The sequence below is a fragment of the Halosimplex rubrum genome, from assembly GCF_013415885.1.
Classification (GTDB): domain Archaea; phylum Halobacteriota; class Halobacteria; order Halobacteriales; family Haloarculaceae; genus Halosimplex; species Halosimplex rubrum.
The window spans coordinates 1,104,651-1,125,561 of record NZ_CP058910.1; the positions used below are offsets into that span (position 1 = coordinate 1,104,651).

The window sequence follows — 20,911 nt, forward strand, 5'->3', positions numbered from 1 at the left end:
GAACGCCTTTGCCCGCGAAGCACGCCCCTGCCGCCATGGATCCGCGGGCGACGCTGCTGGCGCTGCTGGTCGGGCTCGTCCAGGGCGTCCTGGAGTGGCTCCCCGTCTCCAGCGAGGGCGGCGTCGCGCTCGTCGTCGCGCTATCGACCGGCGAGTCGGCGTTCGACGCGACGCAGTTCGCCCTCTTTCTCCACGCGGGGACGGCCGTCGCCGCGCTCGCGTTCTACCGCGAGGAGGCCGTCGGGCTCCTCGGGTCGGCCCCCGAGTGGCGCCCCCGCGACGCCTTCGGCGCCGACCGCGCCGACCTGACCTTCTACGGGGTCGCGTCGCTCGTCTCCGGCGTCGTCGGCCTCTCTATCTACGCCGCGCTCTCGGAGGCCGCCACGGAGCTGGCGGGGGGCGCGTTCGTCGCCGCCGTCGGCGTCCTGCTCGTGGCCACAGGGGTAGTCCAGCGGGCCGCCGACCGCTGGGGGCTTGGCGAGCGCGCGACGCCCGACGCCGTCGACGCCGTCGTCGTGGGAATCTGCCAGGGCCTGGCCCTCCTCCCGGGGGTCTCGCGGTCGGGCACGACCGTGAGCGCGCTGCTGTTGCGCGGCCACGAGGGCGAGCGCGCGCTGCAACTGTCGTTCCTGCTGTCGATCCCGGCCTCGCTCGGCGCGGGCCTGCTGGTCGCCCTCGACGAGGGCGTGCCGACCATTCCGGTCCCCCAGGCCGTGCTGGCGCTGGGCGTGAGCGCGGTCGTCGGCTATTTCACCGTCGGCGCGCTGGTGGCGCTGGTCCGCCGCGTCGCCTTCTGGGGCGTCTGCGTCGGCTTCGGCGCGCTGGCGGTCCTCGGCGGCGGGTTGCTCGTGGCCGCGGAGAACGGGTGGCTCGCGGTGGTATAACGAGGTTCGATGTTCGCGAGTTCGTGACCGACGCGAGTCACGAACGCGAGGGAGGGTGAAGCGCTTGCTCAGCGGGACCGCAGTCGTTCGCTCGCGTCAGTTCGCCGCGGGTCGCTCGGCGGTCAGCCGCTCGTGGGCGCGCCGCGCCACCGGAACGGTGACCACGCGCCGGTAGCGGACGACCGCCGCCGCGACCGCGACGCCGACGGCGACGGCGGGCTGAGCGACGACCGCGACCATCGCGACCGCAACCGCCACCGCGACCGCGCTGACCGCGGCGACCCGGGCGACGGAGTGGGACGCTACGGAAGCCGATACCGGGGCCGAACCGTGGATGGGTTGGCTCATACTCGATCGAAGGGCCGGGCCCACCATAAGCATAATCTGAAATACATTTCTGTAAGCCGGGATACCGAAACGCAGTCCAGTACGATGACTGTCACGATGCCGTCGCAGCGGGCTGGGCTTGTGGGCCCACCCAGACGAATTTATATGCGTCGCGCCGTCATCTGTCGATAGCTGCGTCATGAGCGGGGACGAAGCCAAACTCGTGGACACCTCGGGCGACTACGCGTTCGTCGTCAGGGACGGCGAGCCGGTCGCGGAGCCGCGCTGGCGCTCCTCGCGGGTCGTCCTCACTAGCGAGCGACTGGTGTTCGCCGACGCCGACGGCAACCAGTCGTTCCCCCACGGCGCCGTCGAACTCGTCGACGACCCCGAGAGCGTGGTCCCCGAGGGGTTCCCCGCCGACGGCGCGACCGCGCTCCGCGCGGGCGACCACGCGCTCCTCGTCGACGCGCCCGACATCGAGGCCTTCGACCGGGAGTACTGCCGCGCGGCGCTGGACACCGAGGTCATCCTCGTCAAACACCCCGCGGTTGTCGGCGGCGTCGTCCAGGACACCGAGTGGTCGAAGGCCCGCTTTCGCTTCGCCGACGACACCGTCAAGCTCGCGCTGCCGGGCGGCCGGAGCACCGCCTTCCCCGTCTCGGACGTGGGCACCGTCGAGACGACCAGCCAGGGCGTCATGGGCACCCGGCGCCAGGTCGTCCAGCTCGAACACACCGACGAGGAGGGTCGCAGCGTCGAGACGCACTTCTCGGGCACCGAGGCCCACTGCCACGCGCTCGCCCATCTGTTCGAGGCCGTCGTCTCCGACCGCGGGAGCGAAGAGCACGAACTCACCGAGACGGAGAATCAGGTGTTGATGGCGCTCTATTCGGGCGTCTCGCCGTTCGAGATGAGCGACTTCGTCGGCATCAGCGTCGAGGAGGTCGAAGAGATCTATCAGAAGCTGCTGGAGATGGACGCCGTCGACGAGGTGCGCGTCCGAACGGAGGTGTCGCTCAACGCCCACGGCCGGAACCTGGCGAGCGAAGCGATGAGCGAGCAGTAACTGCTATACTTCCGAGAGATAGTCGTCGACGACTTCGACGAACTCGACGTATCGTTCGAGACTGTTCTGGAGCGCGTCGAACACGATGTCGTCGTTGACGATCGGGCCGTACGTGTGCGAGAGTTACGTCTCGGAACTCGATATCCTCGACGGCGTCGGCGATCCGGGTCGCGCGCTCGGCCGGCATCTCGTCGGTATCGTCCATGCTGTTCAGACGGTCCTCGAATCCGCCCCGGCGTCGCGGCGGAGTCGCTCGACGGCCGCGGTCACGCGGTCTTTCGCCGCTTCCGTCGAAAGGGACCCCTCAGTGAGTTCCGACTCCAGCTCGGCCCGCTCGGCTTCCGACCCGAGGACCGTCACACCGTGGTCGAAGGCGCTCTCTGCGAAGGTTTCCGGCATCGTCCGGACATCGACGATGTCGACGTCGAACGGGACTGCATCGGCGATCGCCGAGCGGAGGCGGAGGTATGCGTCGCTGTATCCCTCGTCTTCGGGATCGAGGTCCTCGAACGAGACCGCGAGGTCGAGATCGCTGTTCGGGCGTGTCCCGCCGCGTGCGACAGACCCGAAGACCATCGCGAACGAGACGCGGTTTCGCGAGAACTCCTCCCGGATCCGGGATAGCTCCGCCTCGTCGAGCGCGAGATCGGTTTCGGCACCGTCCATCGTCCTTAGTTCGTTCCTGTCGGTGTATTAGTGTTGGGTGCAGCAGTCGGACGGATTCGTCCGAGTTCCGTCCCAGCTATCGTCGACGGGGTCCGCGCCCGCACCGAGGTGTCGCTCGACGCCCACGGGCGGAATCTGGCGAGCGAAGCGATGAGCGAGCAGTGACGGTTCGTCGCGAAATTAAACTGGGCAGTACAATTATTTACCGCGTGGCCGGATGATCGACTATGGCGAAGTCGGGTAATCCGGAACTGCCGGGTGTCGACCTTGACGGGATGCGCGAGTACCTCGCGCAGACGGACGTGATATTTGCCGTCCTGTTCGGTTCTCACGCGCGTGGCACGCCGACCGACTCCTCGGATATCGACATCGCACTCCGCTTCCCCGACGACATGGACGACTACGAACGATTCAAACGACGAAACCGGATCGATGCCACGCTTCAGCAGTACGCTTCGGGGTTCGTCGATGTGAGTAATATCGATGATCTGCCGAACCACGTGGCACACGCCGCGCTGCGCGACGGAATACCCATCGTCGGTGACGAACAGGCGATAGAGAACTACGAGGAACGAATCGCAGCCGAATACGAACGCGATCGGTCGGAGCGAGAACAGGAACGACGGGCATTCATCGACCGATTAGCACGAGGCGATGTCTGAATGGCCGACGAATCAGTCGTCACCGACAAACTCCAGCACGTCAACGAGTACACGTCTGATCTGAAGGAAATGCGGGGGATGTCGAAAGACGAGTACATGTCCGATGTTGTCGTTCAACGCGCTGTCGAGCGAACTTTCATGAACTTGATCCAGTCCTGCATCGATCTCGCACAACACATCCGGGCATCGGAGAACCTCGAACCGAGCGGGACGGCCAAACAGGAGATCGAGGCGCTCGGGAACGGCGATATCATATCACGCGGGACGCAAGAAAAGGTGGAAGAAGCTGTCGGGTTCCGGAACGTCCTTGCTCACCGCTATGGAGACGTTGACCACGATGTCGTCTACCGAACGCTCCACGACGATCTGCTGTGGTTCGAACGGTTCCAGCAGGAGGTCGCGCAGTGGTTCCAACAGTATCACAACTAACTCTCCCGTCGTCTATTTGGACGGTTCCAAAGCCGACACACTTCCGTGAACGTCCGCGGTCGCAGGTTCGTCAGTCCGCCCCGGCTGCCGGTTCCGACTGAGAGTGGCTCTGCTTTCACTCCGCGGCGTCGGAAGTCGCTGGCGGGTTCGAACGCTTTGCGCGACGACCGATTTCGCGAGGCGATAATCGGCCCGCAATGCCTATTGTCGACGGCCGAAAAGCCCCGACAATCGCGGTCGATCTCTCAGCATGAGTAACTCGGAGAAGAAGGTGACGGACATGCAGGGGCGGTACATGCAGGCCGTCGCCGACGGGCGCCAGCGCGACGACGCCGGCTGGCAGTCCTGTCGGATCGTCCTGACCACCGAGCGGCTGGTACTCGTCGCCGAGGAGAAGCTGACCGTCCCGCTCGCCGACATCGACGAGATCGGCGAGCGCTACGACGTGAACCAGCGCGCCGCCGGCGTGGCGAGCTACCTCGGCCTCCACGTCGGCGACGACGTGGTCCTCGTCTCCGGCGCCGACCACGACGAGTTCGAGACCGACTTCTACCACGCCTGTCTCAACGGGGAGGTACTGTTCGTCGACCACCCGGCCGTCGAGGGCGGCGTCGTCCAGGGCACCGACTGGACGAAGGCCCGTATCCGCATCACCGACGACGACATCCGACTGGCGCTGGCCGACGGCGAGCGCGTCGTCATCGAGCGCGACGACATCGGCGAGGTCGAGGAGGACGAACGCCAGGCCGCCGGCGAACGGCGCCGCGTCATCGAGGTCGAACACAGCCAGGACGAGATCAGCGTCGAGACCCACGTCACCGGCGGCGAGTACGATCTATCCGTCCTCTGGCAGGTGCTCGAAGAGGGCGTCGAGCGCAACCGCGCCGACCTGGATCTGGGCCCCGTCGAGGAGCAGGTCGTCATGGCCTTACACTCGGGCGTCTCCCCGTTCGAGATCCCCGAGTTCGTCGACAGCGAGGTCGAGGACATCGAGGCGATCTACGACCGGCTCATCGACCTCGACGTGATCGAGGTGGTCCGCGAGCGCACCGAAGTGGAGATGACCGCTCGCGGGCGCTCGGTGGCCGGCGACACGATGGGCGAAAACTGACGGCACTCAGGGCGGATTCTCGGCGTCGTTGACTCCCTCCAGACTCTCGCATTCGTACGCGTTTCGCCACAGTTGAACGACTGCACGAGTGACCAGCGACAGTTCGGAGACGCCGATACACGAGGGTTCGACCGGTCGACTCGCGGCGTCCGGGGGCGGATGGAAGTGCCGTGTCGGCGCGTCGGGTTTGGGGTGGCAGTCGAAGCGGAAATTCCGATCGAGAGCGTCCGTGTAGTGGAACGCGTAGTTGCTTGACTGGCTCCAGCGCACGTCGAACCTAGCAGTCGACGCCTCCCCGATGCCGTCGGCGAGCTCGATCGAGAGTGTCCGCGGATTGAGCGGGTCGTCCAGCGACGCGGTCTCGGCCAGCGGTTCACGATCGACGAACAGACCGCGGATCTCGCGCAGCGCACTGGCGTCGATCGGTCCGAATGCTTCGGAGCGGTCATCGGTATCGTCCCTCGTCGAACCGTCGTCAGTCATACGGGTAGCGACGAATCACGCTGGCCGCCGTCCTCGTCGTCCCTCCCCGTGAGGTGGCCGTCGCGTCGCGCATCGGCGATCGCGAGCGCCGCCTGTGCGAGCGCGAGGTTGCGACGGGTCGTCTGCCACTCGGTGAGTACGGAGCCGCGTTCGCTGTCGGCGTCGGCCACGGCGAGTTCGCGGGCGAACTCCTCGGGCGAGTCGACGCCGTACGCCTCGCGCCACTCCCGGATCGTCGCCTTCATGTCGGCGATCCCGGCGCTGATCTCCTCCGTCGAACGGTCCTCCAGGAGTGACTGGGCGTGTTCCGTCACGATGGCCGTCTCCGACCGCCGATACAGCGTCGTCCCCCCGTCTTCGGTCGTCGCGACCTCGCCGGCGTCGGCGAGCGTTCGCAAGTGCTTGCGTGCGGTCGTCGGCGACGTGCGAGCACGCTCGGCGATTTCGTCCGCGGATTCGTCGTCGTATGTCCGTCGAACGACCCCGTAGACCCGTTCGAACGGCGTCGTCTCGTCGACCCACTCTTCCTCGACGGCCTCGTTCACGTCCCGGAAGTCGCTGGCTCCGTCTCCCCGCGGTCGATCCAGTGGGTCGTCTTCGGTCATCTACCGTCCCGTTGTTCGCACAAATATAAGAATGCACGGACCAGTATACTGATCCCGATCGCGCCTTCGCCGGCAGACCCGTACCATAGGGTCGGTTTCGACGTGACCGAAATGGTCCGCGAGCGCACCGAGATGGAGATGACCGCCCGCGGGCGCTCGGTAACCGGCGAGACGATCGGCGAGCAGTAGAAGATAGCAACAGCGTACGCGGTATTGGATTCTGAACCGCTTCAATCATCGTCGGCAGTGTATGCACCGCTCCGATGTTCGATCCGGTGTACTTCCAGTATCTCCCCATCGCGATCGAGAACACAACCCAGCCGATACTGGCCGATTCGCAGTTTCGAAAAGGGACCACCGGTCAGTGGTTCCAGATGGTCGGCGGGACTTCGCCATTTCGATTCCACGATTTCGTCCAGTTTCGAGGAGATCCGATCCTGCGCGTGAGTATCGAGTTGCTGGAACTGGTCCGCGGCCGCTGCTGTGAACTTCCACGTCTAGTCGTCTTCAGTCGCCATCTTCGTCCATCATTGCGAGGACTTCCTCGCGGGAGACGAATTCGGTATCGTTCCGAAGTTCGTGTTCGCCCGCCGCGATCTGTTTCCAGCTCTCCCGCGTGAAGTCCGGGTGCTTCACGGCGTCGCGAGCGGCGTGTCTGAGGAACTCGCTACGGGAGTTGAACCCCTGTTCTTTCCACGTCGCGTCGATGTCCTCGAGGAACGTCTCGCTCAATCGGAGATTGACCTGCACCATCTCCGGGTCACTGGCCCCGTCGTTCGTGTCTGCGTCAGACATGCTATACAGATGCTTTACTCTCGTATATGCCTAAGGCTTTCCCCGACGGTAGTTCGTCGCTGCCAGCAGGGATTGGGCGCTCGAAACCGCCCGCGGGCGCTCTGTCGCCGGCGACACGATGGGAGAGCGGTAGAGGGCTACGAGGTCGACAGTAGTGTTTTGTGTGTGCGTGACCGACGTACGTGCGTATGTCAAAAGCCGATTCGGACGAGAACGATCCCGAGATCGACCGGATCAATCTCCGGATCTCCCGGTCGTTTCTCGACGTGGTCGACGAGACGTGGCGCGAGCGCGGGTTCAACAGCCGGAGCGAGTTCATCCGATACGCACTACGCGATTCGGTGAACCATCTCGAGGGCGCGGGCGTCTGGAAAGACTTGGCGATTAGCGAAGCGCAATTTGACGAGGGGGAGGGAATTTCGAGCGACGAGATGCGGGAGAAGTATGGGACAGACGAGTGACGACGAGTGGGACTGGACGTTCTCTCCACGGGGAGAATCTCAGTTCGCACAGATAGATCCGTCCACCCAAGAGCGGATAATGGACAAGCTCGACGAGGTTGTCTCGTCGGAGTGGCGAGAGCCAGAGGATTTTCTCGAACCGCTGACGGGTTCGCCCTACCGGAAACTTCGGGTTGGCGGATATCGAGTGGGCTGTCGCCTGCTTCACGAGACGAAGACGCTCCGCGTCGAGAGCGTCCGGAAACGCGAGGGCGCGTACAAAGGCGATGACGACTGAACATCGGTCACGGGAATCCGGACGTAGCAACCGGTCGATTCTGAACGAAACGGCCGAACGGGACCACGCGCGTCAGATCCGCCGCCCAGAAAGTTGAAAGTGGGCGACCACGACGATTACGTATGAGCATCGATACGGCGGTGGTCCTCGCGGCGGGTGAGGGGACGCGGCTGCGGCCGCTGACGCGCAACCGGCCCAAGCCGATGTTGCCGGCGGCCAACCGGCCGATCCTGGAGTACGTCTTCGACGCGCTGGTCGCGGCGGACGTACGGCGGATCGTGGTCGTGGTGGGGTACAAACGCGGGCGAGTGCAGGACCACTTCGGGCCGACCTACGAGGGGGTCGACGTGGAGTACGTCACCCAGCACAAGCAACTCGGCAGCGGGCACGCCCTCCTGCAGGCCCGCGGGGCCGTCGACGGGCCGGCGCTGGTCGTCAACGGCGACCGCGTCATCGACGACAACATCGTCCGCGACGTGGTCCGGGAGTTCGAGGCCAGCGGCGAGCCCTCGATGGCCGTCCTCGAACGGCCCGAGACCAGCCAGTACGGCGCGGTCGTCCTCCACGAGGGCGACGTGTCCGAACTCGTCGAGAAGCCCGAGACCGACGAGTACCGACTGATCAACGCCGGCGTCTACGCCTTCGAGTCGTCGGTGTTCGACGCCATCGACGCGACCGACCGCTCGGACGGCGAACTCGCGCTGACCGACACGATCGGCCGGCTCATGGACGACGGCCGGGTTCGCGGGGTCAGGACCGAGGGGATGTGGGTCGACGCGACCTACCCCTGGGACCTGCTGACCGTCGCCGACGAGGTGCTCGCACGCGGGCACGTCGACGAGCCCGCTCGCGCCAGCGGCGGCAACGACGCCGACGTGTGGGTCGACCCGGCCGCGAACGTCCACGACGCCGCCGTTCTGCAGGGCCCGACCGTGGTCGGTCCGGACTGTGAGGTCGGTCCCGGCTCCGTCGTCGGCCCCAACGCGGCCCTGGGCCAGAACGTCACGGTCGGTGCGAACGCGACGGTCAGGAACTCCGTGCTCGACACCGACACCCGGGTCGAGTCGGGGTCGACGCTCATCGACGCGGTGACCGGCGAAGACGTGACCCTCGGCGCCGGGACGGTCGTGCCGGGCGGGCCCGCCGACGTGCGCGTCGGCCGGGAGGTATTCCGGGACCAGCGCCTCGGCGCCGTCGTCGCCGACCGCGTGACCGCCGAGGGCGACGCGAGTTTCTCACCGGGGACGCTCGTCGGCCCCGGCGCCCACATCGGGACCAGCGTCCGCGCGAGCGGACGCATCGCCGGCGGCGCGGAGGTGGTTCGCTAATGTGTGGCATCATCGGCTGTGTGGGTCGCGAGGACGAGACGCTCGACGTGCTCGTCCACGGCCTCTCGAAACTGGAGTACCGTGGCTACGACTCGGCGGGCGTCGCCCTCTCGGGCGACCGCGTCGACGTCTGCAAGAAATCCGGGAAGATCGAGGACCTCAAAGGCGCGCTCGAACCGCGCTCGATCGGCGGCGCGGCCGGCATCGGCCACACTCGGTGGTCGACTCACGGCCCGCCGACCGACGCCAACGCACACCCCCACCTCGACTGTTCCGGCGACGTGGCCGTCGTCCACAACGGCATCATCGAGAACTACCAGTCGCTCCGGGACGAACTCGTCTCCGCCGGTCACACCTTCAAGAGCGACACCGATACCGAAGTCGTCCCCCACCTCGTCGAGGACGCGCTGGTCGACGGGGCTGACAACGAGGCCGCCGTTCGCGAGGCGATCTCGCGGCTTGAGGGAAGCTACGCCGTCGCCGTCGTCGTCTCGGGCGACGACACCATCTACGCCGCGCGCAACGACTCGCCGCTCGTGCTCGGGATCGACGAGAGCGAGGCGCGCAGCCCCTCGGAAGACTCGAGCGGACGGAGTCCGCGAGAGAGCAACGACGAGCGTGGCCCCGCCTACTACCTCGCCAGCGACGTGCCCGCCTTCCGTGATTTCACCGACCGGGTGGTCTACCTCGCAGACGGCGAGTTCGCGACCCTCTCGGCCGATGGCTGGCGGGTATCGGACGTCGACGGGAACACGGTCGACAAGGACGTCGATACCGTCGACTGGGACCCCGAGGAGACCGGCAAGAGCGGCTACGACCACTTCATGCTCAAGGAGATCAACGAGCAACCGCGGGCCATCCGCCAGTGTTTGCGGGGGCGCGTCGACGAGATGGCCGCCCAGGTCGACATCGGCGATCTCGGGGACCTGGCGCCCACGGGCGTCCAGTTCGTCGCCTGCGGGACCTCCTACCACGCCGCGCTCTACGGCGCGCAGTTGCTGCGCAGCGCCGGGATTCCGGCCCAGGCGTTCCTCGCCAGCGAGTACGCCACCTCGCCGCCGCCGATCGGTGATGCGTTAGTGGTCGGTGTGACCCAGAGCGGCGAGACCGCCGACACGCTGTCGGCGCTCCGGGAGGCGCGCAAGCGCGGCGCGCGGACGCTGGCCGTGACGAACACGGTTGGATCGACCGCGGCGCGGGAGTGCGACCACGCGCTGTATATCAGAGCCGGCCCCGAGATCGGCGTGGCCGCGTCGAAGACCTTCGCGTCGCAACTGGCCGCGCTGAATCTCTTTACCCTGGGGACGACGCGCGTCGACGGGAAGCGCGACATCATCGGCGCGCTGCGTGACCTGCCCAGCAACATCCAGGCGATCCTCGACGAGTCGCGAGCCGAAGCCGTGGCGGAGACCTACGTCGACAGCGGCGCCTACTTCTTCATCGGCCGCGGCCTGCAGTACCCGGTCGCGCTGGAGGGGGCGCTGAAGATGAAGGAGATCACCTACAAGCACGCCGAAGGCTTCGCTGCGGGTGAGTTGAAACACGGGCCGCTGGCGCTGGTGACCGAGGACACGCCCGTGTTCGCCGTCGTTACGGGTGACGGCGAGATGGCGCGCAAGACCATCGGGAACGTGAAGGAGGTTGAGGCTCGTGACGCGCCCGTGGTTGCGGTTACTGATGGGCAGTCCGACGTGGAACGGTATGCGGATCACGTGTTGGAGGTGCCCGAGACCCGCCCGCAGGCCGCTGCGGTGTTAGCGAACGTGCAGTTGCAACTGGTGTCGTACTATGTGGCCGACGAGCTGGGGCGATCGATCGACAAGCCGCGGAATCTGGCGAAGAGCGTGACGGTGGAGTAACCGTCAACTCTCGGCAGCGATAATTCGACCGCGTTTGTTTTATATCGTCGTTCGCGACTACAGATCAGCACCCGTGCGCAGGTCGATCCAGCGATGAGCGACGAGATATCCCTCGACGAAAAAATCCGGGCGCTTGTCCAGGTTGCACGGTTCCGGCCGCTGTTCACCACCGGGATCATCGGGCTGAGCGTATTCGCTGCGTTGTTGGAGGGGATCGGACTGAGTTTCCTCTATCCGATCATTCAGCTGGCTCGTGGCGGGGCCGGTGAGGCGGACGGCCAGTATCTGGAACTGTTCGTCACCGTCTACGAGGCGACAGGCGTCCCGTTCACGCTGGAGTCTGTGGTCGTCGGCGTCGCGGTCGTGATGACAGTACGGTACACGTCGAGCTTCCTCGTCGACTGGCTCAAGGCCGCGTTGCGGACGAACTACGTTCGACACCTACAGGTCGAGTCGTTTGACCATGCGTTGGACGCTGAAGTAGCGTACTTTGACGAAGAGGGGTCAGACGATATCTTGAACGCGATCGTGACGCAGGCAAGCTATGCAGGCCGGACGATCGATCGCGTGGTCAAGCTCGTTGAGCAGGGGTTCCTGACGGTGATGTATGGCCTTGTTGCGCTGGTAATGGCGCCGGGCTTGACTGTCGCATCGGTCGCCATCCTCGGTGCATTCGTTTTCGTCTCGCGAACGGTTCTTGAGTCCGGATACTCGGTCGGTGACCGCGTTGCGGAAGCCAACGAGACCGTTCAGATGGCTGCCCAGGCTGGCACGCAGGGGATCCGGGATGTCAAGCTGTTCGGCCTGAAGACCGAGTTGTTCGACCAGTTCCAGGACGCGACGGGTCAGCGCGTGACCGCCAAAGTGAAACTCCGACGAAACGAGGCGATACTCGACAACTTCTATCAGCTCGCGACGGCGATCGTCGTCTTCCTCCTGATCTACGTCGCGCTCCGGATATCGAACCTCTCGCTGGCGAGCCTCAGTGTATTCTTGTTCGCGATGTTTCGGCTCGCGCCGCGTGCGAGCACGCTCAACAACTATTTGTACCAACTCGAAAGCGATCTCCCACATCTCGTCCGAACACAAGAGTTCATCGACGAACTCGCAACCCGTGCCGAACCGTCGACGGGAGTCGAAGCGGTTCCCGACCGGATCGACCGAGTTGCCTTCGAGGATGTCTCGTTCAGTTACGACGGTGACGAACTGACGGTTCGGGACTTATCATTCGCGGTGGACCGCGACGAGTTCGTCGCCTTTGTGGGACCCTCTGGTGCCGGGAAGTCGACGATCGTCTCGCTGTTGGCGCGACTGTACGAACCTGACGAGGGGGCGATCACCGCTGACGGAATCCCAATAGACTCGTTCGACCTCAGAGAGTGGCGTGAGAACGTCGCCGTGGTCCGGCAGCAGCCGTTCGTCTTCAACGATACGCTCCGATACAACGTGACTCTCGGCAATAGAGACGCATCCCGGACGGAGGTCGAACGAGCTTGCGAGATTGCGCAGGTAACCGAGTTTCTCGAGGAGTTGCCGAACGGATACGATACTGTCCTCGGTGACGACGGCGTTCGGCTGTCGGGTGGCCAGCGCCAGCGGATCGCCATCGCTCGCGCACTGCTGAAAGACGCGGACCTGCTCGTGTTGGACGAGGCGACGAGCGACCTCGATACCGCACTGGAGGAGCGTGTCCACGACGGTATCGAGTCGATGGATCGGGACTGCCTGATGTTCGTCGTCGCGCATCGGCTCTCGACAGTTCGGGATGCAGACCGAATCTACGCGATGGATGACAGCGAGATCGTTGAAACCGGTTCCCACGCAGAACTGATCGAGGAGGATGGGACGTACGCCGATCTCTATCAGCGGCAACTCCAACAGCACTAACCACCACTCCGACAGATTGATACCATAGATGGGACACGCCAGGACAATGATCGACGGTAGAAACGTGCTACTCACGGGCGGCGCCGGTTCCGTGGGGCGGATACTGATCCCTCGATTGCTCGACCAAGGCCCGGAGGTATTGAGAATCTTCGATAACAATGAACCGGGACTTGCGTCACTCAAGGCCGAGTTCGGTGACGACCGGAGATGCCGGTTCCTCTCGGGCGATGTCCGGGAGAAAGATCGTCTGGAACGGGCGATGGAAGGCATTGATGTCGTCATCCACACGGCGGCGATGAAACACGTCGATGTCTGTGAGTACAACCCCTTTGAGGCGGTCAAGACGAATACCCTGGGATTGCAGAACGTCGTTGACACCGCAATCGATGCGACTGTTCAGCGTGTTGTCTTCACTAGCAGCGACAAGGCGGTCAACCCTGCGAACACGATGGGGACGACGAAACTGCTCGGCGAGCGGTTGATCACGGCCGGGAACAAACACCGCGGTCGCTCCGATCTCCGACTCGCGTCGGTCCGATTCGGGAACGTCCTCAACTCCTCGCACTCGGTCGTGCCGCTGTTCGAACGCCAGATCCGCGACGGGGGGCCGGTGGAGTTAACGGACCGACGGATGACTCGATTTTTCCTGACACATGACGATCTCTTCGAACTGGTCACCGGTGCGCTCGAACTGACGAACGGCGGTGAGGTGTTCCTCGCGAAGATGTCCGCGATCCGTATCGAAGACCTCGCGACCGCCATGGTCGAGACTGCCGCTCCGAAGTACGGTCAGGATCCCGAGGACATTGAGATCGATATCGTCGGAAAGCGACCTGGAGAAACGTTCCACGAGGAGATCATGACTCCCAGAGAGAGAGACCGAGTCATCGAGAACGAGAACCTGTATGCGATCCCACCTGAGAGCGGGGGGTATTTCTCCTACGAGAAGATCGAATCGTTTGAGCCGGCAAGCGACGTGGTCAGATCCTCAGAGGACGCGGAGACGCTCCCGAAAGACGAGATCGTCGACCTGCTCAAAGCGAACGGAGGTCTCAGAGCATGAGTGAGGTGCTCGTGACCGGTGGTGCAGGGTTTATCGGCCGCTGGGTCGTCGCCGAGTTCCTTGATCGTGGATACGATGTCCACGTGCTCGACGACCTCTCGAACGGGTCGCGGCGAAATATCGCCGCTTTTGAATCCAATGACGGATTTCGCCTGACTGAGGGGAGTGTTCGCGACTCTGATATCGTTTCGGAGTGTTTCCACGATGACCTTGAGGCTTGTCTCCATCTCGCCGCGGAGATTGATGTTCAGGAGAGTCTCGACGACCCTGAATCGCACTATGGGGCAAACGTCGCCGGCACGCAGAACGTACTGGAGTACTGCCGGCGATGGGATACGCGACTCGGCCTCGTCGGGACCTGTATGGTGTACGATGTTGCGAGTGCAGTCGACGACGCGGACGGGATCGACGAGTCCCACCCCGTCAAACCGGCGTCGCCGTACGCGGCGACGAAACTCGCTGCCGAGAACCTTGCCGAGGGGTACTATCACGGCTACGACCTCCCGGTGGTGACGCTCCGTCCGTTCAACACGTACGGTCCCTTCCAGCAGACAGGGATGGCCGGTGGTGTCGTCTCCATCTTCACCGACCGTGACCTGCGAGACGAACCGCTGAAAATCTTCGGCGATGGCACCCAAACACGTGACCTCTTGTATGCAACCGATTGCGCGCGGTTCGCCGTTGAGGGAACCCTCCACGACGACGCCGTCGGTGAAGTGATCAACGCTGGAACCGGCGAGGATGTCTCGATCAATGAACTCGCGGAATTGATCGCGAGTGAAGGGTCCGATATCGAACACATTGAACACCATCACCCGCAGAGTGAGGTACAGAAACTCCAGTGTGACCCGAGCAAGGCCCGCGACCTGCTCGGGTGGGAACCGGAAGTGAGTCTGGAGGACGGTGTCGACCGCTTACGGACGTGGCTACGCAAGAACGAGGCGGACGGAGAGAACCAGTGACAGACATGGGCAAACATGTACCAGCCCGTTACGGTGGCGATCCGATCCGAGAAGAGGTACTGGGCTACGGTGGACAAAGCATTGGTGACGGGGAGAAACAGCGGGTTCTAGATGTCCTAAACGGAGACTACATCACTCGTGGACCGACGGTCGATGAATTCGAGAACCGGGTCGCCGACTTTCTGAACGTCGAACACGCCGTCGCGACGACTTCCGGGACAACGGCGTTACACCTCGCAGGCGAAGCGGCCGGGTTCGGCCCTGGCGACGAGGTAATCACGACGCCGCTGACGTTCGTGTCGACAGCTCACACGGCGACGTATGCGGGCGCTGAACCTGTGTTCGCTGACATCGATCCTCACCGGCGAGCGTTGGACCCCGACGCAGTCCGCAAACAGATCACCGACGACACTGCGGGGCTAGTCCCGATGCACTACGCGGGCCACCCGGCCGATATCGAGGGACTGCTCGAAGTCGCCGATGAGCACGACCTTACGGTGCTGTGGGATGCTTGTCACGGGTTCGGCGGCACTTGGCGGGGCGAGCCGCTCGGATCCCAGCGGGATCTGGCAGCGTTCAGTTTCCATCCCGTAAAGAACATTACGACCGGTGAGGGTGGAATGGTCGTTACCGACGACGACGAGATCGCAGAGCGCGCACGGCAACTGCGCTCGTTCGATATGGACTATGACCCGCCAGGCCACGAGGACGAACCTTGGTACCAGATCGTTGAGGGCGTCGGTTACAACTACAACGTCACCGACATCCAGGCGGCACTTGGTCTGGAGCAACTTGATCGACTCGAGGAATTCAAACAGCGCCGGGACGAGATCATCGCTCGCTACGACGAGGCCTTTGCGGAGATTTCGGGGATACGGACTCCGCCCGACCCTGTAGAGTCGGACCCGATGTACCACCTCTACGCGGTTGAGATCCGAGACGGCTTCGGCTGTGACCGCAGTGAGTTCGTCAACGCGATGCACGACGAGAACATTGGAGTGCAGGTACACTACGTCCCGCTACACTACCATCCCCTGTTTCAAGAGGAGTACGGGTACGAGCGTGGTGACTTCTCCGATGCCGAGCGGGTCTACGAGGGGCTGGCGAGCCTCCCGCTGTTCCCCGGAATGAACGACAGAGACGTGTCCGATGTGGTCCACACGGTCGATCGCCTCTATTCATATCACTCGTGAACCGCAACTGTCTCGGTTATGTGGGTCGATTTCTGCACCAGCGAGTCAATTGAAATTCTTGGTGATTCCCCGAATAAGATTATTCAATAGAAAGATAGATTACATACTGGGAGAAGACGACGCAACCTCGCTTCATTCGGCAGTCGCAAACAGTGTACAATTGCGCCCGAGGCCCACACTAGCCAAACTGCTGTAGAACATTCGCCGGTGGTCATCATCAATGGCGAGTTCAAATCGAACCCGTTGGTCGTGGCAATCGCGGCCCATTTCGTCGTTTTCGACGTAGTTGTGGCCCATTAGGAGGAACTGAGACATCGGGAAGTCGGCAAACCGTGCCTGGACCTCGAAGCCAAGATCCGATAGCAGTTTAGCTAGCGAGTCAAAATTAAAGTAGAAGATGTGCGTCGGTGGGTCGACCCACCAAGTGCCGAGGTTGAGGGCCGCGCGGGCAGCCATCTGAAACGGATTGAATTCATTCGGCACTTTGACGATGAGCATCCCATCGTCTATAAGAAGTTCCCGACACGCTTCGAGTACTTCGATCGGGTTCGGAACATGTTCGAGTACATTAAACATAGTGATCAGGTCAAAGTTAGTGTTTTGTGACTCTGCATACTTCTCTACGGTTGTCTCGTGGACATCGAACCCTTTCTCCCGGGCGGTGTCCCCGATTCGGCCTGAAGGCTCGATACCGACCGCGTCGTACCCCTGATCCATTACAAAAGATATGAACTCGCCAGTACCACATCCTACGTCAAGTATCCGGTGACAATTTGGAAACTCTCGTTCGATGATGTCCATGTGATCGGCATACCATGTGGAACGTCGCCAGATTCGCTCACGCTTCGCTTCGTCATCGTCTCGGAGCAACCGCGAGACATCCGCAGCGAGTTCGCCGTTCTCGAGGAGTTCTGGATACTCGCTTTGGTAGAACTCAGAGAGTGTTTCGTCAGACGGGATTGGATCGAGTCGGAAAAATCCGTACTCGTTGTCTTCGATTAGATCGTACCGTTCGGCGTCCATCATACACAGGTGCTCAGGTTATGAATAAAAATGCTCTGTACTTGCTATACAGATTATCATCGGTTTCTGACTAGAGGAAGCGTTTTGTACTGTCGCCCGTAGGTTCGCGCTATATGCTCACTGTTCTAGTGACCGGTGCTGGAGGCAATATTGGTGCGAGTATGATACGGGGACTTTGCGACTGGAACCGGTCAGTACATATTGTCGGAACAGACGTTAGCAGGTACTACTGCTTTCTTTCCCAGGCAGATGCTACATATCGCGTGCCACCGGCGTCTGACGAAGCGTATTTTGACCGCCTCTCCGAGATAGTTGAACGAGAATCCGTTGACGTAATAGTACCATCGAACGGGTGGGAAGTGAGAGCCCTCAGTCAGCACTCGGAGACCGTTCCTGCAGTGACAGCGCTCCCTCAGGGTGGTGCAGTCGCCCAATTTCAGGACAAGTGGAGGCTGTCACAGGCGTTCGCGGATAAGAACGTCCAGACGCCGAAGACAATTCTTGTCGAAGACCCATCAGATGTCAAGAGAGCTGTGGACAATATCCCGACGGACTATATATGGGTTCGCGGTATCGGTATCAAAGATTACCCTGGTCGAAAGATGCGCGACCTGAGTCGGATCGTCGATTGGATTGACTATCACGACGGGTGGGGGAGCAGTACGGTGTCGACATATCTGCCTGGCGACGATCTTACTTGGCTTGGTGTATACGACGACGGCACGCTCGTATGCAGTCAGGGACGCAAACGCCTTGAGTACGGTGAATCGCGATCGTGGGGAACTGGCGCACCGACCGTTTCGCGGACTATCCACCGAGAGGACGTGAACGAACTAGGGAAGCGGTCGATCGAGACAGTTGATAATGCCCCTCACGGCGTCTATTTCGCCGACTTCAGAGCAGACGAAGACGAGGTGCCTCACTTGACGGAAGTGAATCCTGGCCGTCTTGGAACGACTTCGTCCGCATTCTACCTGCACATGGGACTCAATCTGACCGCTTTACTTGTCCAAATCGCGCTGGAAGAAAGCTACGATGCACCGCCAACTTTCAATGCTCTTCCAGCGGGCTTCCACTATATCTCGAAGGCGAATTGCGATCCAGTCGTGGTAACCGACGAAGAGATTGAGTCCGAAGGGTTCGAGCCATGACGTTGGATCTGGTTATCTTCGATCTTGACGGAACACTTGTTCAACTTGACTTTACAGGCAACGGGATGCAAAACGTCCGAACGAATCTTCAGTCGGTATTCGCAGAGGAAGGCATTAATCGAGAGTTTAGTCCACTACTCGTAGATCTAGAGGATGCACTTGAAACCGTTTCGGAGGTCGCCGACGAGAACACAGCGGCCCGTATCCACCAAGAAGCTTTCCAAGTGGTGGCAGAAATGGAGTGCGACGCAGTCTCGAGACAAGAGGTATACAACGACGCAAAGACAGTCCTGAAACGGGTCGCCACCAGTGATTCGACGCTCGCCGTCGCGACAAACAATACCCGTGGGGCGGCGGAAGCGGCGATGGATGCAGCGGGATTTCCGGAGCCAGATTATCTAATCACGGTTGACGATGTGAATAAGCCCAAACCAGATTCCGCCATGATCGATGCGCTCTTAAAGCAGGTTGACCATTCACCAACAACCCTGGCCATCGTCGGAGACAGGATAAGTGACGCCGAGAGCGTCCGTCGATCATGTGTAGATACTGATATTACCACTCATACGGTACTCGTCGACCGGTCAGGTGAGAATCCTGAGGATTCGGAGATAGTAGATCACGTTGTTACGTCACTCACAGACGCGTTGGACATACTCCCGATTGAGTCGTCAAAAACGAAATAACGTGCTTTCACCCGGTCTACGAGGGACCCTGGCCACCAGCAGTGTCGGTAACATCATCTAGCGTAATGCCGGCGTCTTTTTCGATTGCTTCTACTACCGTTTTTCCGAGCAAATCGTCGTAGACCGACGGAGGCGCTCCTTTATCTCGCATTCCGGAACGGAGTACAGCGATGTTTTCCTCTGTTAGCTGTTCGCCCGCAATGATATCTCTCGTTGCGTGGATGGAGCGACGTGCTACCTCGTAGGTATGGCTTTCAATATCCTGAACCCCAACTTCTCCGTCACCCAGTGCGCTCTCGGTCTGGCGTACCGCTGTTACCATGTCGGCGAGTTCGTCCGGTTCAAGGGCGAAAGGATGATCGGGGCCCTCCATCTCTCTGTCGAGCGTGAAGTGTTTCTCCACAACCGTCGCTCCACGGCTGACCGCGGCGCAAGGGGCAATGATGGGGTCCATCGTGTGGTCGGAAAGGCCGACTGGCAAAGAGAATGATTCGCGGAGAGTGTCGATAGCTTTGACGTTAATCTGGTCGATCGGCGTGGGATAAGATGAGACGCAGTGAAACAACGCAAGGTCAGAAACGCCTGCCTCTCGGAGGGTTCGAATCCCTGCTTCTATCTCCGGTAGTTCGTGAGCACCGGTGGACATGAGTATCGGCTTCCCAGTTTTGGCGACACATTCAAGGAACGGGAGGTGAGTGATACTCGAAGATGCGATTTTATATGCAGGCACGTATTCGTCAAGCACATCGATAGCCCGTTCGTCGAACGGGGTTGAGAGGAAGACGATGTCTCGGCGTTCACAGTGGGACTTTAGTTCAGGGATCCACTCCCGTGGCAGTTCAAGTGTGCTGATTATATCATGAATTGACTGGTTCTCGTCGAGACTTTCGTCGGTGCCGCTATCTTCGACATAAAGGCTGTCTGCCTCGAACACTTGGAACTTCACCGCATCGACTCCTGCCTCGGTCGCCACGTCGATAAGTTCCTTCGCTGTCTCTAAGTCGCCGTTGTGGTTCGATCCCGCCTCGGCAATGACGAATGTATCCTCATCCGGACCGATCCGGTGGTTCCCAATTTTCATTGCCTGAGTGTTCCGTACCTGAATAATTAAAACTCTCTGGGTTCAGGAGAGATCGCATCCAAACATGAAAACTAATTCTAGGGGGGAGTTCTATAGGCATTCAATGAATATCGTCACCATAATTCAGGCCCGTATGGGTTCAACGAGACTTCCTGGCAAGACTATGCTGCCCTTAGACGGCAAACATGTCTTGGAGAGAGATATCAAACGCGTATCTCGAGCGGACTCTATTTCCGAGACTATCGTCGCAACCAGCGGCTCGACAGCCGATGATATTATTGAACGCTACGCTGGCCGGGCCGGTGCCACGGTGTTTCGAGGGTCCGAATCTGACGTGCTTGGACGGATGCACAAGGCCGCTACTGCGGCGTCAGCTGACGTAGTTGTTCGCATCACAGGTGATTGTCCCCTTATTTCGCCGAGAGGAATTGACGCTGTCGTCAAACGCCTTCGGAAAACAAATAATGATTACGTAACAAATACACTTGAGCAAACACTCCCACGCGGCCTTGATGTGGAGGCGTTCACGTACGAGACATTTACCGAGGTAGAGAATCGTGCAACGGTGAACGACGAACGAGAACACGTCACTCTCCACTATCGACGAAACCAGAACCGCTTTGATCTCGCCAATGTGACCGACAGAGAGACGTTCGATACTGAAATCCTCCATGGTCGTGACGATTTGCGCCTGACTCTAGATGAGGCAGACGATTACGAACTCCTCCGCCGAGTCTACGAGGGCTTGGAACCAGACGGGCATCTAGACATTGAAGACGCTATTGCCTATATCGATCAAGAGGACTTAGGGTGTCTCAACCAGGATATCCAGCAAAAACATACGGAGGACTAGAAGAATGACGAGTTTAATTTTTTTCCGACGGTTCGTATTCTCAATTGACTGGAGTA

At 61.3% G+C, this 20,911-nt stretch carries 24 protein-coding genes and 1 pseudogene; 17 read left to right on the forward strand and 8 right to left on the reverse strand.

Annotation, left to right across the window (positions count from 1 at the left end; all coding sequences use genetic code 11):
- The first annotated feature begins 35 nt into the window (after nt 1-35).
- Nucleotides 36-884: an undecaprenyl-diphosphate phosphatase gene (locus HZS55_RS05580; protein ID WP_179910742.1), complete on the forward strand. Its 849-nt coding sequence runs from the start codon at nt 36-38 to the stop codon at nt 882-884.
- Nucleotides 885-980: 96 nt separating this feature from the next.
- Here HZS55_RS05580 and HZS55_RS05585 read toward each other — a convergent pair whose 3' ends face one another.
- Entirely contained in the window at nt 981-1,232 is a 252-nt protein-coding gene (locus HZS55_RS05585; protein WP_179910743.1) for a hypothetical protein, read from the reverse strand.
- 178 nt (nt 1,233-1,410) lie between these two features.
- Between HZS55_RS05585 and HZS55_RS05590 the strand changes: the two genes are divergently transcribed.
- Entirely contained in the window at nt 1,411-2,280 is an 870-nt protein-coding gene (locus HZS55_RS05590; protein ID WP_179910744.1) for a CheF family chemotaxis protein, read from the forward strand.
- 210 nt (nt 2,281-2,490) lie between these two features.
- Here HZS55_RS05590 and mntA (HZS55_RS05595) read toward each other — a convergent pair whose 3' ends face one another.
- Nucleotides 2,491-2,946: a type VII toxin-antitoxin system MntA family adenylyltransferase antitoxin gene (gene mntA / locus HZS55_RS05595; RefSeq protein WP_179910745.1), complete on the reverse strand. Its 456-nt coding sequence runs from the start codon at nt 2,944-2,946 to the stop codon at nt 2,491-2,493.
- 33 nt (nt 2,947-2,979) lie between these two features.
- Here mntA (HZS55_RS05595) and HZS55_RS22785 point away from each other — a divergent pair, with 33 nt between their 5' ends.
- The 4 genes from HZS55_RS22785 to HZS55_RS05610 all read left to right on the forward strand — a co-directional run bounded on the left by HZS55_RS22785 (nt 2,980) and on the right by HZS55_RS05610 (nt 5,148).
- On the forward strand, nt 2,980-3,111 hold the full coding sequence (locus HZS55_RS22785) for a hypothetical protein (protein ID WP_281372991.1): 132 nt from the start codon (nt 2,980-2,982) through the stop codon (nt 3,109-3,111).
- A gap of 62 nt (nt 3,112-3,173) precedes the next feature.
- A complete protein-coding gene (gene mntA, locus HZS55_RS05600) occupies nt 3,174-3,608 on the forward strand; it encodes a type VII toxin-antitoxin system MntA family adenylyltransferase antitoxin (protein WP_179910746.1) in 435 nt (144 codons plus the stop codon).
- Complete coding sequence (gene hepT / locus HZS55_RS05605) at nt 3,609-4,037, forward strand: type VII toxin-antitoxin system HepT family RNase toxin (protein WP_179910747.1); 429 nt, start codon at nt 3,609-3,611, stop codon at nt 4,035-4,037. It begins immediately after the preceding gene.
- Between the two features lie 250 nt (nt 4,038-4,287).
- Nucleotides 4,288-5,148, forward strand: a complete 861-nt coding sequence (locus HZS55_RS05610; RefSeq protein ID WP_179910748.1) for a CheF family chemotaxis protein — start codon at nt 4,288-4,290, stop codon at nt 5,146-5,148.
- Between the two features lie 6 nt (nt 5,149-5,154).
- On the opposite strand, the gene HZS55_RS05615 is transcribed toward HZS55_RS05610, so the two are convergent.
- From HZS55_RS05615 to HZS55_RS05630, 4 genes and pseudogenes are all read right to left on the reverse strand, one after another.
- The gene (locus HZS55_RS05615) at nt 5,155-5,631 is read right to left on the reverse strand and encodes a hypothetical protein (RefSeq protein ID WP_179910749.1); all 477 of its coding nucleotides are present in this window, start codon (nt 5,629-5,631) and stop codon (nt 5,155-5,157) included.
- Nucleotides 5,628-6,236 (reverse strand): winged helix-turn-helix domain-containing protein, encoded by a 609-nt coding sequence (locus HZS55_RS05620; protein WP_218927276.1) that lies wholly within the window; start codon nt 6,234-6,236, stop codon nt 5,628-5,630. Before HZS55_RS05620 ends, HZS55_RS05615 begins: the two co-directional genes overlap by 4 nt.
- 230 nt (nt 6,237-6,466) lie before the next feature.
- Nucleotides 6,467-6,733, reverse strand: a pseudogene (locus HZS55_RS05625) (type II toxin-antitoxin system RelE family toxin); the annotation flags it as partial.
- Between the two features lie 10 nt (nt 6,734-6,743).
- On the reverse strand, nt 6,744-7,031 hold the full coding sequence (locus tag HZS55_RS05630) for a ribbon-helix-helix domain-containing protein (protein ID WP_179910750.1): 288 nt from the start codon (nt 7,029-7,031) through the stop codon (nt 6,744-6,746).
- A 188-nt stretch (nt 7,032-7,219) separates the two neighbouring features.
- Between HZS55_RS05630 and HZS55_RS05635 the strand changes: the two genes are divergently transcribed.
- From HZS55_RS05635 to HZS55_RS05670, 8 genes are all read left to right on the forward strand, one after another.
- Nucleotides 7,220-7,492, forward strand: a complete 273-nt coding sequence (locus tag HZS55_RS05635) for a ribbon-helix-helix domain-containing protein (RefSeq protein ID WP_179910751.1) — start codon at nt 7,220-7,222, stop codon at nt 7,490-7,492.
- Nucleotides 7,476-7,769, forward strand: coding sequence for a type II toxin-antitoxin system RelE family toxin (locus HZS55_RS05640; RefSeq protein ID WP_179910752.1), 294 nt, complete (start codon nt 7,476-7,478; stop codon nt 7,767-7,769). The genes HZS55_RS05635 and HZS55_RS05640 overlap by 17 nt, the downstream gene beginning before the upstream one ends.
- A gap of 122 nt (nt 7,770-7,891) precedes the next feature.
- A complete protein-coding gene (gene glmU / locus HZS55_RS05645; RefSeq protein ID WP_179910753.1) occupies nt 7,892-9,097 on the forward strand; it encodes a bifunctional sugar-1-phosphate nucleotidylyltransferase/acetyltransferase in 1,206 nt (401 codons plus the stop codon).
- Nucleotides 9,097-10,956, forward strand: a complete 1,860-nt coding sequence (gene glmS / locus HZS55_RS05650; protein ID WP_179910754.1) for a glutamine--fructose-6-phosphate transaminase (isomerizing) — start codon at nt 9,097-9,099, stop codon at nt 10,954-10,956. The genes glmU and glmS overlap by 1 nt, the downstream gene beginning before the upstream one ends.
- Nucleotides 10,957-11,049: 93 nt before the next feature.
- Nucleotides 11,050-12,843 carry an ABC transporter ATP-binding protein gene (locus tag HZS55_RS05655; RefSeq protein WP_179910755.1) on the forward strand — a complete coding sequence of 598 codons (1,794 nt, stop codon included), beginning with the start codon at nt 11,050-11,052 and terminating at the stop codon, nt 12,841-12,843.
- 46 nt (nt 12,844-12,889) lie between these two features.
- The gene (locus HZS55_RS05660) at nt 12,890-13,906 is read left to right on the forward strand and encodes an SDR family NAD(P)-dependent oxidoreductase (protein WP_179910756.1); all 1,017 of its coding nucleotides are present in this window, start codon (nt 12,890-12,892) and stop codon (nt 13,904-13,906) included.
- Nucleotides 13,903-14,868, forward strand: a complete 966-nt coding sequence (locus HZS55_RS05665) for a dTDP-glucose 4,6-dehydratase (protein WP_179910757.1) — start codon at nt 13,903-13,905, stop codon at nt 14,866-14,868. The genes HZS55_RS05660 and HZS55_RS05665 overlap by 4 nt, the downstream gene beginning before the upstream one ends.
- Nucleotides 14,869-14,873: 5 nt before the next feature.
- Entirely contained in the window at nt 14,874-16,061 is a 1,188-nt protein-coding gene (locus HZS55_RS05670) for a DegT/DnrJ/EryC1/StrS family aminotransferase (RefSeq protein WP_179911800.1), read from the forward strand.
- 132 nt (nt 16,062-16,193) lie between these two features.
- Here the strand turns inward: HZS55_RS05670 and HZS55_RS05675 are convergent, their stop codons facing one another.
- Complete coding sequence (locus HZS55_RS05675; RefSeq protein WP_179910758.1) at nt 16,194-17,087, reverse strand: class I SAM-dependent methyltransferase; 894 nt, start codon at nt 17,085-17,087, stop codon at nt 16,194-16,196.
- A 110-nt stretch (nt 17,088-17,197) separates the two neighbouring features.
- Here HZS55_RS05675 and HZS55_RS05680 point away from each other — a divergent pair, with 110 nt between their 5' ends.
- Both HZS55_RS05680 and HZS55_RS05685 read left to right on the forward strand, forming a co-directional pair.
- The gene (locus HZS55_RS05680) at nt 17,198-18,235 is read left to right on the forward strand and encodes an ATP-grasp domain-containing protein (protein ID WP_179910759.1); all 1,038 of its coding nucleotides are present in this window, start codon (nt 17,198-17,200) and stop codon (nt 18,233-18,235) included.
- Nucleotides 18,232-18,921 (forward strand): HAD family hydrolase, encoded by a 690-nt coding sequence (locus HZS55_RS05685; RefSeq protein WP_179910760.1) that lies wholly within the window; start codon nt 18,232-18,234, stop codon nt 18,919-18,921. Before HZS55_RS05680 ends, HZS55_RS05685 begins: the two co-directional genes overlap by 4 nt.
- Before the next feature lie 16 nt (nt 18,922-18,937).
- On the opposite strand, the gene HZS55_RS05690 is transcribed toward HZS55_RS05685, so the two are convergent.
- Nucleotides 18,938-20,002: an N-acetylneuraminate synthase family protein gene (locus tag HZS55_RS05690; RefSeq protein WP_179910761.1), complete on the reverse strand. Its 1,065-nt coding sequence runs from the start codon at nt 20,000-20,002 to the stop codon at nt 18,938-18,940.
- 103 nt (nt 20,003-20,105) lie between these two features.
- Here HZS55_RS05690 and HZS55_RS05695 point away from each other — a divergent pair, with 103 nt between their 5' ends.
- Nucleotides 20,106-20,855, forward strand: a complete 750-nt coding sequence (locus tag HZS55_RS05695) for a cytidylyltransferase domain-containing protein (RefSeq protein ID WP_179910762.1) — start codon at nt 20,106-20,108, stop codon at nt 20,853-20,855.
- Nucleotides 20,856-20,911 lie beyond the last annotated feature (56 nt).

What these genes read in the sequence shown, in the direction of transcription:
- HZS55_RS05680 (WP_179910759.1), top strand. Translation starts at nt 17,198, where the DNA reads ATGCTCACTGTTCTAGTGACCGGTGCTGGAGGCAATATTGGTGCGAGT.
- HZS55_RS05620 (WP_218927276.1), bottom strand. Translation starts at nt 6,236, where the DNA reads ATGACCGAAGACGACCCACTGGATCGACCGCGGGGAGACGGAGCCAGC.
- HZS55_RS05690 (WP_179910761.1), bottom strand. Translation starts at nt 20,002, where the DNA reads ATGAAAATTGGGAACCACCGGATCGGTCCGGATGAGGATACATTCGTC.
- HZS55_RS05660 (WP_179910756.1), top strand. Translation starts at nt 12,890, where the DNA reads ATGATCGACGGTAGAAACGTGCTACTCACGGGCGGCGCCGGTTCCGTG.
- HZS55_RS05640 (WP_179910752.1), top strand. Translation starts at nt 7,476, where the DNA reads ATGGGACAGACGAGTGACGACGAGTGGGACTGGACGTTCTCTCCACGG.
- HZS55_RS05695 (WP_179910762.1), top strand. Translation starts at nt 20,106, where the DNA reads ATGAATATCGTCACCATAATTCAGGCCCGTATGGGTTCAACGAGACTT.
- HZS55_RS05635 (WP_179910751.1), top strand. Translation starts at nt 7,220, where the DNA reads ATGTCAAAAGCCGATTCGGACGAGAACGATCCCGAGATCGACCGGATC.
- HZS55_RS05655 (WP_179910755.1), top strand. Translation starts at nt 11,050, where the DNA reads ATGAGCGACGAGATATCCCTCGACGAAAAAATCCGGGCGCTTGTCCAG.
- HZS55_RS05675 (WP_179910758.1), bottom strand. Translation starts at nt 17,087, where the DNA reads ATGATGGACGCCGAACGGTACGATCTAATCGAAGACAACGAGTACGGA.
- HZS55_RS05580 (WP_179910742.1), top strand. Translation starts at nt 36, where the DNA reads ATGGATCCGCGGGCGACGCTGCTGGCGCTGCTGGTCGGGCTCGTCCAG.
- mntA (WP_179910745.1), bottom strand. Translation starts at nt 2,946, where the DNA reads ATGGACGGTGCCGAAACCGATCTCGCGCTCGACGAGGCGGAGCTATCC.
- HZS55_RS05665 (WP_179910757.1), top strand. Translation starts at nt 13,903, where the DNA reads ATGAGTGAGGTGCTCGTGACCGGTGGTGCAGGGTTTATCGGCCGCTGG.
- HZS55_RS05685 (WP_179910760.1), top strand. Translation starts at nt 18,232, where the DNA reads ATGACGTTGGATCTGGTTATCTTCGATCTTGACGGAACACTTGTTCAA.
- HZS55_RS05610 (WP_179910748.1), top strand. Translation starts at nt 4,288, where the DNA reads ATGAGTAACTCGGAGAAGAAGGTGACGGACATGCAGGGGCGGTACATG.
- HZS55_RS05670 (WP_179911800.1), top strand. Translation starts at nt 14,874, where the DNA reads ATGGGCAAACATGTACCAGCCCGTTACGGTGGCGATCCGATCCGAGAA.
- hepT (WP_179910747.1), top strand. Translation starts at nt 3,609, where the DNA reads ATGGCCGACGAATCAGTCGTCACCGACAAACTCCAGCACGTCAACGAG.
- glmS (WP_179910754.1), top strand. Translation starts at nt 9,097, where the DNA reads ATGTGTGGCATCATCGGCTGTGTGGGTCGCGAGGACGAGACGCTCGAC.
- HZS55_RS05590 (WP_179910744.1), top strand. Translation starts at nt 1,411, where the DNA reads ATGAGCGGGGACGAAGCCAAACTCGTGGACACCTCGGGCGACTACGCG.
- HZS55_RS05585 (WP_179910743.1), bottom strand. Translation starts at nt 1,232, where the DNA reads ATGAGCCAACCCATCCACGGTTCGGCCCCGGTATCGGCTTCCGTAGCG.
- HZS55_RS05615 (WP_179910749.1), bottom strand. Translation starts at nt 5,631, where the DNA reads ATGACTGACGACGGTTCGACGAGGGACGATACCGATGACCGCTCCGAA.
- glmU (WP_179910753.1), top strand. Translation starts at nt 7,892, where the DNA reads ATGAGCATCGATACGGCGGTGGTCCTCGCGGCGGGTGAGGGGACGCGG.
- HZS55_RS05630 (WP_179910750.1), bottom strand. Translation starts at nt 7,031, where the DNA reads ATGTCTGACGCAGACACGAACGACGGGGCCAGTGACCCGGAGATGGTG.
- mntA (WP_179910746.1), top strand. Translation starts at nt 3,174, where the DNA reads ATGGCGAAGTCGGGTAATCCGGAACTGCCGGGTGTCGACCTTGACGGG.